This window comes from Pseudomonas sp. S3_C06, from assembly GCF_054667675.1.
In genome coordinates, this window is record NZ_CP162747.1 from 29,370 (window position 1) to 45,070 (window position 15,701).

General features: G+C 62.5%; 15 protein-coding genes and 1 pseudogene. 13 read left to right on the forward strand and 3 right to left on the reverse strand.

The genetic code is table 11. From position 1 onward, the window contains the following. Positions 1 to 6 precede the first annotated feature (6 nt). The 4 genes from AB4N44_RS00085 to AB4N44_RS00100 are packed head-to-tail and all read left to right on the forward strand — an operon-like array spanning position 7 to position 2,868. Complete coding sequence (locus tag AB4N44_RS00085) at positions 7 to 786, forward strand: ABC transporter permease (RefSeq protein WP_460110783.1); 780 nt, start codon at positions 7 to 9, stop codon at positions 784 to 786. Then, a complete protein-coding gene (locus AB4N44_RS00090) occupies positions 786 to 1,634 on the forward strand; it encodes an ABC transporter ATP-binding protein (protein WP_150752005.1) in 849 nt (282 codons plus the stop codon). Before AB4N44_RS00085 ends, AB4N44_RS00090 begins: the two co-directional genes overlap by 1 nt. Further along, positions 1,631 to 2,593 (forward strand): HEAT repeat domain-containing protein, encoded by a 963-nt coding sequence (locus tag AB4N44_RS00095; protein ID WP_460110781.1) that lies wholly within the window; start codon positions 1,631 to 1,633, stop codon positions 2,591 to 2,593. Before AB4N44_RS00090 ends, AB4N44_RS00095 begins: the two co-directional genes overlap by 4 nt. After that, positions 2,590 to 2,868: a DUF971 domain-containing protein gene (locus AB4N44_RS00100; RefSeq protein ID WP_160039649.1), complete on the forward strand. Its 279-nt coding sequence runs from the start codon at positions 2,590 to 2,592 to the stop codon at positions 2,866 to 2,868. Before AB4N44_RS00095 ends, AB4N44_RS00100 begins: the two co-directional genes overlap by 4 nt. A 121-nt stretch (positions 2,869 to 2,989) precedes the next feature. Here the strand turns inward: AB4N44_RS00100 and AB4N44_RS00105 are convergent, their stop codons facing one another. Together AB4N44_RS00105 and AB4N44_RS00110 are read right to left on the reverse strand one after the other, a co-directional pair. Then, positions 2,990 to 3,727 carry a TorF family putative porin gene (locus AB4N44_RS00105; RefSeq protein WP_460110779.1) on the reverse strand — a complete coding sequence of 246 codons (738 nt, stop codon included), beginning with the start codon at positions 3,725 to 3,727 and terminating at the stop codon, positions 2,990 to 2,992. A 184-nt stretch (positions 3,728 to 3,911) separates the two neighbouring features. After that, positions 3,912 to 5,654, reverse strand: a complete 1,743-nt coding sequence (locus AB4N44_RS00110; RefSeq protein ID WP_127927013.1) for an amidohydrolase — start codon at positions 5,652 to 5,654, stop codon at positions 3,912 to 3,914. A 103-nt stretch (positions 5,655 to 5,757) separates the two neighbouring features. On the opposite strand from AB4N44_RS00110, the gene AB4N44_RS00115 reads away from it, so the two are divergent. From AB4N44_RS00115 to AB4N44_RS00150, 8 genes are all read left to right on the forward strand, one after another. Next, positions 5,758 to 6,675: a LysR family transcriptional regulator gene (locus AB4N44_RS00115; RefSeq protein ID WP_127927015.1), complete on the forward strand. Its 918-nt coding sequence runs from the start codon at positions 5,758 to 5,760 to the stop codon at positions 6,673 to 6,675. A 188-nt stretch (positions 6,676 to 6,863) separates the two neighbouring features. Then, entirely contained in the window at positions 6,864 to 7,481 is a 618-nt protein-coding gene (gene lexA, locus AB4N44_RS00120; RefSeq protein WP_127927017.1) for a transcriptional repressor LexA, read from the forward strand. Continuing rightward, on the forward strand, positions 7,481 to 8,098 hold the full coding sequence (imuA, locus tag AB4N44_RS00125; RefSeq protein ID WP_150752010.1) for a translesion DNA synthesis-associated protein ImuA: 618 nt from the start codon (positions 7,481 to 7,483) through the stop codon (positions 8,096 to 8,098). The genes lexA and imuA overlap by 1 nt, the downstream gene beginning before the upstream one ends. Positions 8,099 to 8,105: 7 nt before the next feature. After that, positions 8,106 to 9,521, forward strand: coding sequence for a Y-family DNA polymerase (locus AB4N44_RS00130; RefSeq protein WP_127927023.1), 1,416 nt, complete (start codon positions 8,106 to 8,108; stop codon positions 9,519 to 9,521). Further along, the gene (locus AB4N44_RS00135) at positions 9,497 to 12,595 is read left to right on the forward strand and encodes an error-prone DNA polymerase (protein ID WP_460110776.1); all 3,099 of its coding nucleotides are present in this window, start codon (positions 9,497 to 9,499) and stop codon (positions 12,593 to 12,595) included. Before AB4N44_RS00130 ends, AB4N44_RS00135 begins: the two co-directional genes overlap by 25 nt. Positions 12,596 to 12,854: 259 nt before the next feature. Continuing rightward, positions 12,855 to 13,541 carry a CsgG/HfaB family protein gene (locus AB4N44_RS00140; protein WP_162483052.1) on the forward strand — a complete coding sequence of 229 codons (687 nt, stop codon included), beginning with the start codon at positions 12,855 to 12,857 and terminating at the stop codon, positions 13,539 to 13,541. A 29-nt stretch (positions 13,542 to 13,570) separates the two neighbouring features. Beyond that, positions 13,571 to 13,942 (forward strand): DUF4810 domain-containing protein, encoded by a 372-nt coding sequence (locus AB4N44_RS00145; RefSeq protein WP_007912524.1) that lies wholly within the window; start codon positions 13,571 to 13,573, stop codon positions 13,940 to 13,942. Beyond that, on the forward strand, positions 13,939 to 14,598 hold the full coding sequence (locus AB4N44_RS00150) for a DUF799 domain-containing protein (protein WP_150752013.1): 660 nt from the start codon (positions 13,939 to 13,941) through the stop codon (positions 14,596 to 14,598). The genes AB4N44_RS00145 and AB4N44_RS00150 overlap by 4 nt, the downstream gene beginning before the upstream one ends. Positions 14,599 to 14,745: 147 nt before the next feature. On the opposite strand, the pseudogene AB4N44_RS00155 reads toward AB4N44_RS00150, so the two are convergent. Next, a pseudogene (locus AB4N44_RS00155) lies at positions 14,746 to 14,883 on the reverse strand (flavin reductase family protein); the annotation flags it as partial. 114 nt (positions 14,884 to 14,997) lie between these two features. On the opposite strand from AB4N44_RS00155, the gene AB4N44_RS00160 reads away from it, so the two are divergent. Continuing rightward, the gene (locus tag AB4N44_RS00160) at positions 14,998 to 15,687 is read left to right on the forward strand and encodes a GntR family transcriptional regulator (RefSeq protein WP_127927029.1); all 690 of its coding nucleotides are present in this window, start codon (positions 14,998 to 15,000) and stop codon (positions 15,685 to 15,687) included. Positions 15,688 to 15,701: the final 14 nt, after the last annotated feature.

A 15,701-nucleotide genomic window follows, 5' to 3' on the forward strand; every position in this document is an offset into this window, starting at 1 on the left:
CGCTCCATGAAAACACCCATCCGCTGGACATCAAGAGCCGCCTCACTGCTGCTCTGCCTGCTGTTCTGGCAACTCGCCGCCAGCCACCACTGGAACCTCGGCCTGGTCACCTTCGCCAACGTCCCAACACCGTTGGCCGTCATCGAAGCCGCATTGGGCCTCGGCGACTCAGGCAAGCTCCTGCAACACCTGACCGCCAGCCTCAGCCGCGTCTTCGCCGGCTACCTCGCTGCACTAGTCATCGGCATCGCCCTCGGATTAGCCATCGGCCGTTCAAAATGGGCCGAAGACCTGCTGCTGCCCCCACTGGAAGTCCTGCGTCCAATCCCCGCCGTCGCATGGATTCCACTGGCGATCCTGATGTTCCCATCCTCGGAACTGTCGATGATCTTCATCACCTTCACCGGCGCGCTGTTCCCGATCCTGCTCAACACCGTGCACGGCGTCGAAGGCGTCGACCCACGCCTGATCGCCTCGGCGAAAAGCCTCGGGGCCGGGCGCCGGGCGATACTGCTGGAAGTGATTTTGCCGGGCGCCGCACCCAGCATCATCACCGGCCTGGCGATCGGCATGGGCACCTCGTGGTTCTGTCTGGTCACGGCGGAAATGATCTCCGGCCAGTTCGGCATCGGTTACTACACCTGGGAGTCCTACACCATTCAGAACTACGCCGACATCGTCGTCGGCATGCTCCTGATCGGCGTGCTGGGCATGGGCAGCAGTCTGCTGATCAAACGCCTGGGCGGGTTGTTCACGCCCTGGCATCGACCGCGAGGAAAAGCCTGATGAGCGTGATGCAAACCCCGGAAGGGCGGATCGACATTCGCCAGTTGTCCATCGTCCTTGGGCAGGGAAAGGAAGCCTTCGAAGCGGTGCGCGAACTCGATTGCCAGATCGAACCGGGCCAGTTCGTCTGTATTCTCGGCCCGTCCGGTTGCGGCAAGTCGACCCTGCTCGGCGCTCTGGCCGGGCACCTGAGCGCTCATGCCGGCAGTCTCAAAGTCGATGGCGGCGAAGTGTCCGGGCCGTCGCCGCAGCGCGGCATGGTGTTCCAGCATCACACGCTGTTTCCGTGGCGCACGGTGCGTGACAACGTTGCCTTTGGCCTGAAAATGCGCGGCATCGGCAAGGCTGAACGGCATCGCGCCGCCGACGAAATCCTCAAACTGGTTGGCCTCGAAGGTTTCGCCGAACGCTGGCCAGATCAGCTGTCCGGCGGCATGCAGCAACGCGTCGAAATCGCCCGTGTGCTGGTCAATCGCCCGCGCCTGTTGCTGATGGACGAACCGTTCGGTGCACTGGATGCGCTTACTCGCTTGAACATGCAGGAACTGCTGTTGGACATCTGGACGCGGATCCGTACCACGGTGGTGTTCGTCACCCACGACATCGACGAGGCGCTGTTCCTCGCCGACCGCTTGCTGGTGATGAGCGCACGACCGGGGCGAATCATCGAAGACTTGCGCCTGGATTTCGCCCGGCCACGCACCAGCGAACTGGTCACCAGTCCTGAATTCTCGCGCCTCAAACGCCACTGCCTCGACCTGCTGCGTCACGACGATGACCGACCGCTGCCGCGCCTCAATCCGCTCGGCCTGCCTCCCGAAAACCCTTTGCCGCGATTTGCCCTATGACCTCTATCTTTGCTGTGACCGATAACCAAGACATTCTCGATCTGCAACCGCGCCTGACTGCTGAAGATGCTGGCGTGCGACGCATTGCGCTGATTGATCTGGCAGATCTGGAGGAGCCCGATGGCTTGCTCTGGCTGGTCGATCGCCTCGGCCAGGATCCCGCTGAAGACGTCCGCGCTGAAGCCGCGCGTTTGCTGGAAGCCTGGGAGGATGAAGACGTTGTGCAGGCCTTGTGCGAGGCGCTGACCGACTCGTCGCCCACCGTGCAATCCGCTGCTGCGCAGAGCTTGAGTCTGCTCAAGACGCAAGCAGCGGGGCGGGTGATTCTGCCGTGGACCGATCATGCCGACGTCAGCGTGCGCATCGCCGCGTTCCGCGCCTTGCGCGAATTGCGTTTCGCCGACGCCGCACCGGCTGCCGTCGCCGCACTCAACGATGCTGACGCCAACGTTCGCCGTGAAGCGGTCGGCGTGCTCGGCTGGCTCAAGCAGCTCGACGCGCTACCTGCTTTGGCACGATTGGCCAGCGATGACCCGGACACCGAAGTACGCCGCGCCGCCACCGGTGCCCTCGGTTTGGCCTCCAGCGCCGAAGTCTTGCCAGCCCTGCGCCAGGCCCTGCAGGACACTGCCTGGCAAGTACGTGAAGAAGCCGCGACAACCCTGGGCAAGGTTGGCCACCGCGACGCCGGCTCGGCGCTGGTCGAAGCGCTGAGCGATGACTACTGGCAAGTGCGCCTGCGCGCCACCCGCAGTCTCGGCCGTTTGCAATTTGCCCCGGCGCTGGACGCCTTGATCGACACCCTCGGCCATCGCATCAGCAACCTGCGAAAAGAGGCCGCGCTGGCCTTGGGCGAGTTGAATGATCGCGGTGCCGTGGCCGCGTTGCAGGCCGCGCAAGACGACGGCGACCCGGAAGTGCGCAAAGCCGTGCGCATTGCCCTGAGTCAGTTGCAATGAACCCGCTGTCAGTCGGTAACTCGCAAAGCGAAGGCACCTTGCGCTTGAGCTGGCCGGACGGTCGCGAGCAGCAGCTCAACCATGCCGAACTGCGCCGCCAGTGCCCGTGCTCGCAATGCCGCGCGTTGCGCCTCAAAGGCATGACGCCCATGGTCGATGACCGCGTACGCCTGATCGAACTCAACCCGCAGGGCTACGGCGTTCAACTGGTGTTCAGCGACGGCCACCAGCGCGGCATCTACCCGTGGGCCTATCTGGCAAACCTCAATTCCTGATACACCACAATCCCCTGTAGGAGTGAGCCTGCTCGCGATAGCGGTGTGTCATTCAACAATGATGTTGGCTGATCCACCGCTATCGCGAGCAGGCTCACTCCCACAGGTGAACAGTGTATTTTCAGAAGGATTTGCTGAGGCTGGCGACGACGGTGGCAGTGCAGACGTCTTTGAAACCCCAGTTGCTCAGGCACTGGCTCTGCGACAGGTTAGTGTCGATGTAGCTAAGGCCCAGCACCACGCCGGCCAGATTGTGGGTGACTTTGACTTCCCATTCACGATAACTGTCCTCAGCCTGCCCCGACGCCGAGTACAAATGCGGATCCTTGAAATCCATATTGCCGTAACGCAGCTTCAGACCTGAATCAAACGGCAACTCGGTTTCATAACCGATGTAGCTGTACAGCGAACTCTGTTTGCTATCGATCCCCGGTGCATCGCTGGAGTAATACGCCGCCAGTTTCACCCCGTAAACCCCGAGAATCCCGTAAACCTCGCTCTGGTTGAACTGGCTTTCCTTGGGGTAGGCGTACTTGATGTAACCCAGATCGAGACTGACATCCTCGGTCGCCTGCCACAGCCAGCCGCCGTAGTAATCGACTTCCTGACGGGTTTTCAGGCCGCCGCCAAAATCGACGTTGGAGCTCCATGCGCCGAGGTACAGACCGCTGCTGTGAGCGAGGGTCAGACCGGCCTGCACCGCCGGGTCGTTCTGGGTTTGCGAGATGCCGCGAGTGCGGTAATCGCTGGCCAGGGTCAGGTCTACCTCGAGCGCAAAGTGATCGTTCAAGGGGATCGCAAAACTGCTCAACGGCAGCAGACTGAAAAAACTCAGGGCGAACAGGGGCAAGGCTTTCATGTGAAGTCCCGATGTTGTGATTATTTTTGGGCAGAAAGAGAACTGCGGGGGGATTCGATTTCGACCACCCTCACAGACCCTGTGGGAGCGAGCCTGCTCGCGAAAGCGGTGGTTCATTCAGCATTGATGGCGACTGATACGCCGCCTTCGCGAGCAGGCTCGCTCCCACAGGGGAACAGTGTTGTTATTTTGCGGCGGTGTAGACCTGGCGGCCGCTGAACCAGGTTTGCAGCACTTTGGTGTCATGCAGGGCTTTGTTGTCGACGCTGAACACGTCGCGGTCGAGGACGATAAAATCAGCCTGCTTGCCCGGCGTCAGCGAGCCGATCTGTTTCTCCAGGCCAATCGTGCGCGCCGCGTTGACGGTGTAGGCATAGAACATGGTGTCGCGGTCCAGACGCTCGTCGGCATTGAGCACACCCAACGGGCCGACACGAGTAATCGCCTGAGCCATGGCATTGAACGGGTTCGGCGTCGACACCGGCCAGTCACTGGCGCCGGCAATCGTCGCGCCCTGTTTCAGCAACGAGTGCGCTGGATATTGATAGCGAAAGGCGAGGGCGCTGACGTAGGGCTTGATCATGTCGGTGGTGTAGTCGTCGGCGCTGGCCCACAGCAGTTGCATCGAGGCGATCACGTTGAGCGGTTTGAAACGGGCGAACTCTTTTGGGTTGACCATTTGCAGGTGAGTGATCGAGTGGGTCACGCCGCTCTGGCGATCCTTGCGTGCCTGAGCGATGCCGTTCAGCGCTTCACGCACCGCGCGGTCGCCGATCGCATGGATGTGCACCAGCCAGCCGCGCTGATCGATGGCGCTGACCAGTTCGCCAAAATGCTGCGGATCGATCAGCAGTTCGCCCTGTTTGTGCGAGTTGCTGTAGGGGTCGATCATCGCCGCGCTCTGCGCCGGGAACTCGATCACGCCGTCGGCGAAGATCTTGATCCCGGGCAGCGTCAGGTTGGGGATGCCCTGAAATTGCTGGCGCACCTTGTCCAGCGTGTCGAGGTCGGCCGGCACGCTTTTCGGGTTGGCCACCAGCAGCGCCGCGACGTGCACGCTCATGTCGCCGCTTTCCGACAGCGCTTTATAGGCCGGCAGCACGCCGACGGTTTTTTCGGTTGGTTTGAGCGCGAACACTGCTTCGCCCGGTGCGGCGTTGGCGGCCGGGTCCATCCACGCGGTGATGCCGAGGCTGTTGTTGTAGCGCACCGCTGACTTGGCGGCGTTCAACATGTCGGCGGGGCTTGGTACCGGCATTTTCGAGGCGACCCGATCCCAACCGGCGTCGACCACAAAACCGTTCGGCTCGCCGTTGGCCAGTTTGCCGATGGTGTCTTTTTCCGCGTCGGGCAGGGTTTTCAGCAGGGCCGCATCAATCCCGGCGCGCTTGAGCATGACGTTATTGGCCCACGCGGTGTGGTGGTCGCTGCCAATGAACACCACCGGCACATCGGCCCATTCGCCGCTGTTGAAGGTGTTGCCCAAGGCTTCGGCCTGCGCCCAGTAAACCGAACTCATGCCGGCAATGCTCAGCACATCGCCGTGTCTGGCCTTGCCGTCTGCACGCCAGTTGCGCAGACGCTTTTGCAATTCGTCGAGGCCGACGACTTCGTCTTCCATGTTCGCCGAGACCATTTCCAGTCCGCCGAAAATCGCGTGGGAATGGCTGTCGATCAGGCCGGGCATCAGCGCTTTGCCCTTGAGGTCGATGACTTTTGTGCCAGGTTCGATCAAGGCTTTGATCTGCGCGTCGCTGCCGACTTTCAGCACTTTGCCGTTCTCCACGGCCAGCGCTTGTACTTTGGGTTGCGCGCGGTCGGCGGTGAAAATCTTGCCGTTGAGCAGGATCAGATCGGCGGCGGCCATGGCTTCCATCGAGGCAAAACTTACAGCGGCTACCAACAGACTCGGGATGAATCTTTTCATTGAAGATTTCCTTGTTATTGCGTCTGATGGCGAGATTAGTGGCTGACACCAGCCGACAGAACGCCTCCCTCACGAAAAACGTTTTTGCCTGAATGGAAAAAGCATGGATAAGTTGGGTGCATTGAAAATGTTCGTGGTCACCGCGCAGCTCGGCAGTTTCAGTCGCGCCGCCGAGCAGTTGGGCAAGACCCCGTCGGCGCTGACCAAAGCGGTCAATCACCTGGAATCGGAGCTGGGCGCACGGCTGTTCGAGCGCAGCACGCGGCGGATTTTGCTCACCGAAATTGGCCGCGTGTACCTGGAAACCGCGCGGTTGGTGCTGCAGCGGCTGGACGAAGCCAGCGAGGAAATCGAGCAGTTGCAGCACGGCTTGCGCGGCAGCCTGAAAATCACCGCACCGCTGGCGTATGGCCGGGCGTTTCTCGATCAGGTGTGTGACGGATTTTTGCAGCAATATCCGCAGATCAGCCTGCAAGTGGATCTGTGCGATGCGTTCGTCAATCTGCTGGAAAGCGGTTACGACCTGGCGTTGCGTGAGGGCCACGATGACTTGCCGGGGCTGATTGCGCGGGTGGTCGGCAGCAATCGTCTGGCGTTGTGCGGCAGCCCCGAATACCTGACGCGCAAGGGCTTGCCGGTGAATCCGCAAACCCTTGAGCAGCATGAATGGCTGCTCTATCAGCACCCGTTGCTTAGCCGCGAATTCTGGTGGGCCGAACGCGACGGGCAGCGCTTGAGCCTGGCGCAACCGACGGCGCCGCTGTTACGCAGTGACAATTACGATCTGTTGCTGGCCAGTGCCCTGGCCGGGCGTGGTTTGCTGCACACGCCGTTGTGGAGCGCCGCGCCGTACATTGCCGACGGGCGACTGGTGCGGGTCATGGCTGATTACGAGATCGATCCGGATACTTTCGGCCCGCACATCCTGGCGGTGTACCCGAGCCATCGGCGGGCCACGGCGAAGGTCGTTGCCTTCATCGATTACATCGCCGCATTTCTCGCCGAACGCGGCCTTGGCTAACACCCACGCACTGATCGTTCCCACGCTCCGGCATGGGAATGCAGCCCGTGACGCTCCGCGTCACTGGACGCAGAGCGTCCCTAGAGGCATTCCCACGCAGAGCGTGGGAACGATCAAGAACGTAGGAACGATCAACGTGGGGTGGGCCGACCTGCGGCGCTTGTCAGGAAAATCCTACAGGAGTACAAATGTACTCCATGACGAACCTGACTCCCCGCCGTACCGCCATCCTGACCTTTATCCGCGATCGAATCGCCGAACACGGTCAGCCCCCAAGCCTCGCTGAAATCAGCGAGGCTTTTGGTTTTGCCTCGCGCAGCGTGGCGCGCAAGCACGTGCTCGCGCTCACCGAAGCCGGGTTTATCGAGGTCAATCCGCATCAGGCCCGCGGCATTCGCTTGCTCGGGCAAGCACCGCGCCCGGAACTGCTCGACATCCCCGTGCTCGGCCGCGTCGCTGCCGGTGCACCGATTGGCGCCGATGCCGACATCCATAGCCGCTTGCTGCTCGACCCGGCGCTGTTCTCGCGCACACCCGACTACATGCTGCGGGTGCAGGGCGATTCGATGATCGAGGACGGCATCCTCGACGGCGATCTGGTCGGCGTGCGGCGCAATCCCGAAGCGCTCAACGGCCAGATTGTCGTGGCGCGGCTCGACGGCGAAGTCACCATCAAACGCTTCGAACGGCTCGGCGCAGAAGTGCGCCTGTTGCCGCGCAACCCGGCGTATCAGCCGATTGTCGTGCGCGACGATCAGGATCTGGCCATCGAAGGGGTGTTCTGCGGTCTGGTGAGGCAAGGCTGATGGGCGCCGTCGTTGCGTTGGACACGCTGTTCAATGGCGGCCAGGTCTGGAAGGGCCGGCCTGCGCCACCCACCGCCAGTCCGCAACCCACCGGGCATGCCGCGCTGGACGCGGCCCTGCCCAGCGGTGGCTGGCCAGAGGCGGCATTGAGCGAAATCCTCCTGGCCGGCCCCGGTGTCGGCGAACTGCAACTGGTCTGGCCGACGCTGGCGCGGTTATCGGCGGCGGGCGAGCGCATTGTGCTGGTGGCGCCGCCGTTTGTGCCGTACCCGCAGGCGTGGGCAAACGCCGGGGTCGATCTGCGCCAGTTGTCAGTGATTCAGGCCACTGAGCGCGATGCCTTGTGGGCGGCGGAACAGTGCCTGCGTTCGGGCAGTTGCGGCGCCGTACTGTGCTGGCCGCACAAGGCCGATGACCGTGCGTTGCGGCGTTTGCAGGTGGCGGCGGAAACCGGCCAGACCCTGGCATTTGCCTGGCGTCCGTTGAGTGAAGCGGTCAATCCGTCACCGGCGGCGTTGCGCATCGCCATCGACGCCAAACCCGCGCAGTTGCGCGTGCTCAAGTGCCGTGGCGGACTCGCGCGTACAGCGCCAATTGCTTTTGCTGTGGGTCACTGAGGTCGCCATGCGCTGGGTGTGTATTCTGTTTCCGCAATTGGCCCTCGACGCGGTGCTGCGTCAGCGTCCCGATCCCGATGAACCGTTGGTGCTGCTCAGCGGCCCGGCCCAGCGCCGGGTGCTGCAAGCGGTTAATCCTGCCGCGCGCAAACTCGGTCTGCGCGCCGGCCAGTCGATGACTGCCGCCCAGGCCATGAGCAAGGGGTTTGTCACTGCCGATTACGAGGCTGCCGAGGTCGAGCACTGGCAGCAGTTTCTCGCCGCGTGGGCCTACGGTTTCAGTGCGCAGGTCAGCGTGCATTACCCGCGTTCCGTGGTGTTCGAGATCGAATCCAGCCTGGGCCTGTTTGGTTCCTGGGCACAGTTCGAAGCACGGTTGCGCAAGGAACTGAGCGATCTGGGTTTCCGTCATCGCATCGTCGCCGCGCCGAATCCAGTGGCGGCGCGGGTGCTGGCCAATGCTTACGACGGCTTGGTGGTGCCCGACGGCGAGGCTTTGCAGCATCACCTCGGCCAGTTGCCCGTCGACCGCGTCGGCCTGGAACCGGCGGTGGCCACGGCGTTGTCGCGCATGGGCCTGCGCAACCTCAGTCAGGTGCAGAGCCTGCCGCGTCAGGCGCTGGCGCGGCGTTTCGAAGCGCAGATGTTCAAACACCTCGACACCTTGTTCGGTGCGCGTCCGTTGGCGCTGGCGTTTTACCTGCCGCCGGATCGCTTCGATGTGCGCATCGAACTGAATTTCGACGTGCAGTCGCATCAGGCCTTGTTGTTCCCGTTACGCCGTTTGACCGGTGACCTGTCGGCGTTCCTCTGCGGGCGTGACAGCGGCGTGCAGCGTTTCGACCTGCATCTGGAACACGCCGGGCTGCCGGACAGCGTGATCAAGGTCGGTTTGCTCAGCGCCGAACGTGATCCGGCGATGCTTTTCGAACTGGCGCGCGGGCGGCTGGAACAGGTGCAAGTCGAGGCGCCCGTGCGCGGCTTTCGTCTGCGCGCCGAGGACCTGCCGAGTTTCGTCCCGCAGTTTCAGGAACTGTTCGACGACCGTCCGCAACAGACCTTGCCCTGGGAGCAGTTGCGTGAACGCCTGCGCGCACGGCTTGGTGATGACGCCGTGCAGGGGCTGCGTTTTCAGGCTGATCATCGCCCGGAGTGCGCGTGGCAGCACGGCGTCGACAAACAGCGCTGCGCAGGCTTGCCGAGCGTGCACCGTCCGGGCTGGCTGCTCGGTGAACCGCAGAGCGTGGCGCAAGGTTCGGCGCGGATTCTCATGGGCCCGGAGCGCATCGAGTCCGGCTGGTGGGACGGCGATGATGTGCGCCGCGATTATTACCTGATCCAGAACCGCGCCGGCCAACAGGGCTGGGCTTATCGCGCGGTGGGCGAGGGCGGTCCGTTGTGGCTGCAGGGCTGGTTTGCATGAGCGACGGTTATGCCGAACTGCACTGCCTGTCGAACTTCAGTTTTCAGCGCGGTGCTTCCAGTACCCTTGAGCTGTTTCAACGGGCGAAGAAACACGGCTATCAGGCGCTGGCGATCACCGATGAATGCACACTGGCCGGGATTGTGCGGGCGTGGCAAGCGGCGAAGTCAGTTGAGCTGCCGCTGATCATTGGTAGTGAAGTGCGCATCGAAAACGGCCCGAAACTGGTGCTGCTGGTGGAGAACCTTGCGGGCTATCAAGCGCTGTGCGGCTTGATCACCCGCGCCCGGCGGCGCACGCAAAAAGGCCAGTATCAGGTGCTGCGCGAGGACTTCGACGAGCCGCTGCCGGGATTGCTGGTGTTATGGGTGCCAGACTCGCTTGATCAGGTGGAGGAGGGCCGTTGGTTGAAACAGATCTTCGCTGAACGCCTGTGGCTGGCGGTGCAATTGCATCGCGGCCAGGACGATCGGCAGCGGCTGACGGCGTTGTTAAGTCTGGCCGCCGAGTTGCAGGTTCCGGCCGTGGCCAGCGGCGATGTGCACATGCACGCCCGTGGCCGACGCGCCTTGCAGGACACCATGACCGCGATACGTCATCACGTGCCGGTGGCCGAGGCCGGGCTGCGATTACACCCCAATGGCGAGCGGCATTTGCGCAGTGTCGAAGTATTGCGTGAGTTGTATCCGCAGGCCTTGCTCGACGAATCGGTGAATCTGGCCCGGCGCTGCACCTTCGATCTGGGTGAATTGCGTTATCAGTATCCGAAAGAACTGGTGCCCGAAGGGCACAGCGCCAGTTCCTGGCTAAGGCAACTGACCAAGGAAGGCATCGCCTGGCGCTGGAAAAAAGGCGCGCCCTTCAAGGTGCTGCGGCAGATCAACAAAGAGCTGAAACTGATCGCCGAACTCGGCTATGAAAGCTACTTCCTCACCGTACATGACGTGGTGCGCTTTGCCCGCGAGCAGAGCATTCTCTGTCAGGGCCGTGGCTCGGCGGCCAACTCGGCGGTGTGCTTTGCCTTGGGCATCACCGAGATCGACCCGGACCGCACCACGTTGCTGTTTGAACGCTTTATGTCGAAGGAGCGCAACGAACCGCCGGACATCGACGTCGACTTCGAGCACGAACGCCGCGAAGAAGTCCTGCAATACGTGTTCCGTCGCTATGGCCGCCGTCGCGCAGCACTGACCGCAGTGGTCAGCACCTACCACGCCGCTGGCGCCGTACGCGATGTGGCCAAGGCCTTGGGCCTGCCGCCGGATCAGATCAACGCACTGGCCGATTGCTGCGGCCACTGGAGCGATGAAACGCCGCCAGTCGAGCGTTTGCTCGAGGGTGGTTTCGACCCGGAGAGCCCGGTGTTGCACCGGGTGCTGAGCCTGACCGGACAACTGATCGGCTTCCCCCGACATTTGTCGCAACACCCCGGTGGTTTCGTGATCTCCGAGCAGCCGCTGGACACGCTGGTGCCGGTGGAGAACGCCGCGATGGCCGAGCGCACGATCATCCAGTGGGACAAGGACGACCTCGATGCGGTCGGCCTGCTCAAGGTGGATATCCTCGCCCTCGGCATGCTCAGCGCGATTCGTCGTTGCTTCGACCTGCTGCGTCGCCATCGCAATCTGGACTTGAGTCTGGCGACGATTCCGGCCGAAGACAAACCGACCTACGAGATGATCAGCCGCGCTGACACCATTGGCGTGTTCCAGATCGAGTCGCGGGCGCAGATGTCGATGCTGCCGCGCCTGAAACCGGCGAAGTTCTACGATCTGGTGATTGAGGTAGCCATCGTTCGCCCCGGGCCGATTCAGGGCGGGATGGTCCATCCGTACCTGCGCCGCCGGAACAAGGAAGAAGAGGAAACCTACCCGTCGCCAGAACTCAAGGTCGTACTGGAAAGAACCCTCGGCGTGCCGCTGTTTCAGGAGCAGGTGATGCAGATCGCCATTGTCGCCGCCGATTACAGCCCCGGCGAGGCCGATCAATTACGTCGCTCGATGGCCGCGTGGAAACGCCACGGTGGATTGGAGCCGCACAAGGAACGCCTCGCCGCCGGCATGAAGAAGAATGGCTACACACCGGAGTTCGCCGCGCAGATCTTCGAGCAGATCAAAGGCTTCGGCAGCTACGGTTTTCCCGAATCCCACGCCGCCAGTTTTGCCTTGCTGACCTACGCCAGTTGCTGGCTCAAGTGCCACGAACCGGCGGCGTTTGCCTGTGCGCTGATCAATAGCTGGCCGATGGGTTTCTACAGCCCCGATCAGATTTTGCAGGACGCGCGCCGGCATCAGTTGCAGATCCGCCCGGTCGACGTGCGCGCCAGTGACTGGGATTGCAGCCTGGAAACCACCACCGCGGCGCAACCGGCGATTCGCATGGGCCTGCGGATGATCAAGGGTTTTCGTGAAGACGATGCCCGGCGCATCGAGGCGGCGCGGGCGCACGGGGCGTTTGCCGATGTCGCCGACCTGGGCGAGCGGGCGGCGCTCGACAGTCGGGCGCAGGCGTTGCTGGCCGATTCCGGGGCGTTGCGCGGCTTGGCCGGGCATCGGCATCGGGCGCGCTGGGAAGTCGCCGGGGTGCAGAAACAGTTGGGTCTGTTTGCCGGGTTGCCGAGTCAGGAGGAGGCCGAGGTGGTGCTTCCCAAACCCAGCGTTGGCGAGGATCTGCATGCCGATTACAGCACCGTCGGCACCACGTTGGGGCCGCATCCGCTGGCGCTGTTGCGCGGCGAGTTGAAGGCCTTGCGCTGCCGCAGTTCGCAGGAGTTGCTCGACGTAGAGCACGGTCGGCCGGTGAGCGTCGCCGGGCTGGTCACCGGACGACAACGACCGGGCACCGCCAGTGGCGTGACCTTCGTGACCCTGGAAGACGAATTCGGCAACGTCAACGTGGTGGTCTGGCGTGATCTGGCCGAGCGTCAGCGGCAAGTACTGGTCGGTTCGCAATTGCTCAAGGTCGATGGCCGCTGGGAGCGCGAGGGCGAAGTGCGCCACCTGATCGCCGGCCGCCTGAGCGACCTCAGCCCACTGCTCAACGGCATCCGCGTGCAGAGCCGCGATTTCCATTAGCGCGCCCTGATCTGATCGTTCCCACGCTCTGCGTGGTAACGCCTCCCGTGACGCTCCGCGTCACAGCGGACGCGGAGCGTCCGTGGCTGCATTCCCACGCAGAGCGTGGGAACGATCAAGTCCGGAACAGCCAATTCACTGGCGTCAAAAAAACCTGTCACGAATGATGGCACTTTGTCATAATGCCGGCCCTTTTCAGCTCCCGCTGCGCATTGCCGTGCCGGGACATCCCCGTTTTTCAAAGGAATACTCAGTGAGAATGATCTCCCGGATGCTGGTCTCAGGCGTCGCGATTGCTGTGCTTGGCACGATGGCTGGCACACTCTCAGGTTGCGCGACCGAAAGCTCGCGCGCCTTGCCGGTGGCCAAGGTTGAAAGCGCCTCCCAGGTCTGGACCGGCGTTCGCGTGCCAATGGCCGTGGGCAAGTTCGACAACCGCTCCAGCTACATGCGCGGGATCTTCTCCGACGGTGTCGACCGTCTCGGCGGTCAGGCCAAGACCATCCTCATCACTCACCTGCAGCAGACCAACCGCTTCAGCGTGCTGGACCGCGACAACATGGGTGAGATCCAGCAGGAAGCGGCAATCAAGGGCCAGGCCCAGCGTCTCAAAGGTGCCGATTACGTGGTTACCGGTGACGTCACCGAGTTCGGCCGCAAAGAGACCGGCGATCACCAGTTGTTCGGCATTCTTGGCCGTGGCAAGACCCAGGTCGCCTACGCCAAGGTCAACCTGAACATCGTCAACATCAGCACCTCGGAAGTGGTGTATTCCACTCAGGGCGCTGGCGAATACGCGCTGTCCAACCGCGAAATCATCGGCTTCGGCGGCACCGCTGCCTACGACTCGACCCTCAACGGCAAAGTACTGGATCTGGCCATGCGCGAGGCGATCAATCGTCTGGTGGATGGCATGAACGCCGGCGCCTGGAAACCGGGCAACTGATCGACGCCCATTGCAAGGAGCAACACCCCATGACTCTGAATCTGTCGCGCTCGTTGATGGCGCTGACGCTGGCCGCCAGCGCCTTGCTGGCCGGTTGTGCCTCCGGCCCGCAAACGCTGTACCAGTGGGAAGGCTACGAACCGCAGGTCTACGAATACTTCAAAGGCGAAGAGCCGAAAGAAGCCCAGGCTGAAGCACTGGAACGTGACCTGCAGAAAATCCGCTCCACCGGCAAAGCCGTACCGCCGGGATACCACGCGCACCTTGGCCTGCTCTATCTGAGCATGGGCAAGGACGACCAGATGGTGCAGCAGTTCAAAACCGAGAAAACCCTGTTCCCCGAGTCCGGGACGTACATGGATTTCCTGCTCAAGAACGCCAAGAGCGGAGACGCGAAATGATCGCGCGTACCTTGAAGTTGCTGGCCGCCGGTCTGGCCCTGACCGTGCTGGGTGGCTGCGTTGCGCCCAAGACCGTGGATTACTCGGCCTACAAGCAGGCGCGGCCGAAGACCATTCTGGTGCTGCCACCGCTGAACACCTCGCCGGATGTGAAGGCGTCGTACAGCCTGCTGTCGCAAGTGACGTTTCCGCTGGCCGAGGCCGGTTACTACGTGCTGCCGATCGCACTGGTTGACGAGACGTTCCGCCAAAACGGCCTGACCACCCCGGACGATATCCATCAGGCGCCGCCGAGCAAGCTGAAGGAGATCTTCGGTGCGGACGCGGCGCTGTACATCACCGTGACCGAATACGGTACGCGTTACATGGTGATCAGCAGTGAAACCGCAGTGACCGCAACGGCGAAACTGGTCGACCTGAAATCCGGCACCACGCTGTGGACCGGTTCGGCACGGGCGTCCAGCGAAGAGGGCGGCAATAGCAATGCCGGCGGTATCGTCGGCATGCTGATCTCGGCGGCGGTGAAGCAGATCATCAACAGCGCCACCGATGCCGGCTACCCGATTGCCGGTGTGGCGAGCAATCGTCTGCTCTCGGCCGGACATCGGGCAGGCCTGCTGTACGGTCCGCGCTCGCCGAAATACGGCACCGACTGAGCCCGGTAATGATCGTTCCCACGCTCTGCGTGGGAACGCATCCCGTGACGCTCCGCGTCACAGTGGACGCAGAGCGTCCATGGCGGCATTCCCACGCAGAGCGTGGGAACGATCAGTAGTCAACGCTCTGGCCAAAACCGCTCACCACCGCCTGATCGCATCCAGGCCCAATTGATCGATGTACAGCGTCTTCGGATCGATCAACTCATCGCGCACATGCGCCATCACCACCTCGCCAAAAATGATCTCCCGCGACTGACCGATGTTCAGCGCCATCCTCCGTCGGTATGCAATATATGAATGCAATTTGCCAAGGCCCGGATTAACCTGCGTCTGCCGCCCTTTTTCCATGGCCAGGCATCGCCGGGGAGGGTTGCCCGACGCTAAAGGAGTGTTCGAATGACCGACAAGAAACCGGAAACCACGGTCGACCGCGTCTACCAAGGGGTTTACGAGGCGATCAGCAAGCGTTCGTTGCGCCCGGGGATGAAGCTGGGCGAGGCCTCGCTGGCCGAGTTATTCAATGTCAGCCGCACATCGGTGCGCGCGGCATTGAAGCAACTGGAGGCCGATGGGCTGGTCACCACCGAGCCCAATAAAGGGGCATCGGTGTCGCTGCCGAGCAACGAAGAGCTCCGTTCACTGTTCGAAACCCGGCGGCTGATCGAGATCGGCATCGTCACTGAACTGTGCCGGCGCAAGGACAGCACCGCGATGCAGGACCTGCGCGAACACCTGCTGCTGGAAGATGAAGCCCATGCGGCGGGCGATCACGAACGGCTGATCCATCTGCTCGGCGAGTTCCACATCAAACTGGCGCGCAGCCTCAATAATCCGGTGTTGCTCGACTGGTTCCAGAAGCTGATTTCCCGCGCTTCGCTGTACGCCGCTGCGCTGGACGACGACAGTCATGAAGTGTGCCGCGACGACGAGCATTTGCGCCTGATCGAGTACATCGAGGCCGGCAATCAGGGTGCCGCCATCGAGCTGACCTGCATGCATTTGAACGGTATCGAGAAGGCCATCCTCGACGTCGCCGCGAAGATGAAAACTGGCTACCATCCGCTCAAGCACCTGATCGGGGTCTAGACTCCGAGCCGGGA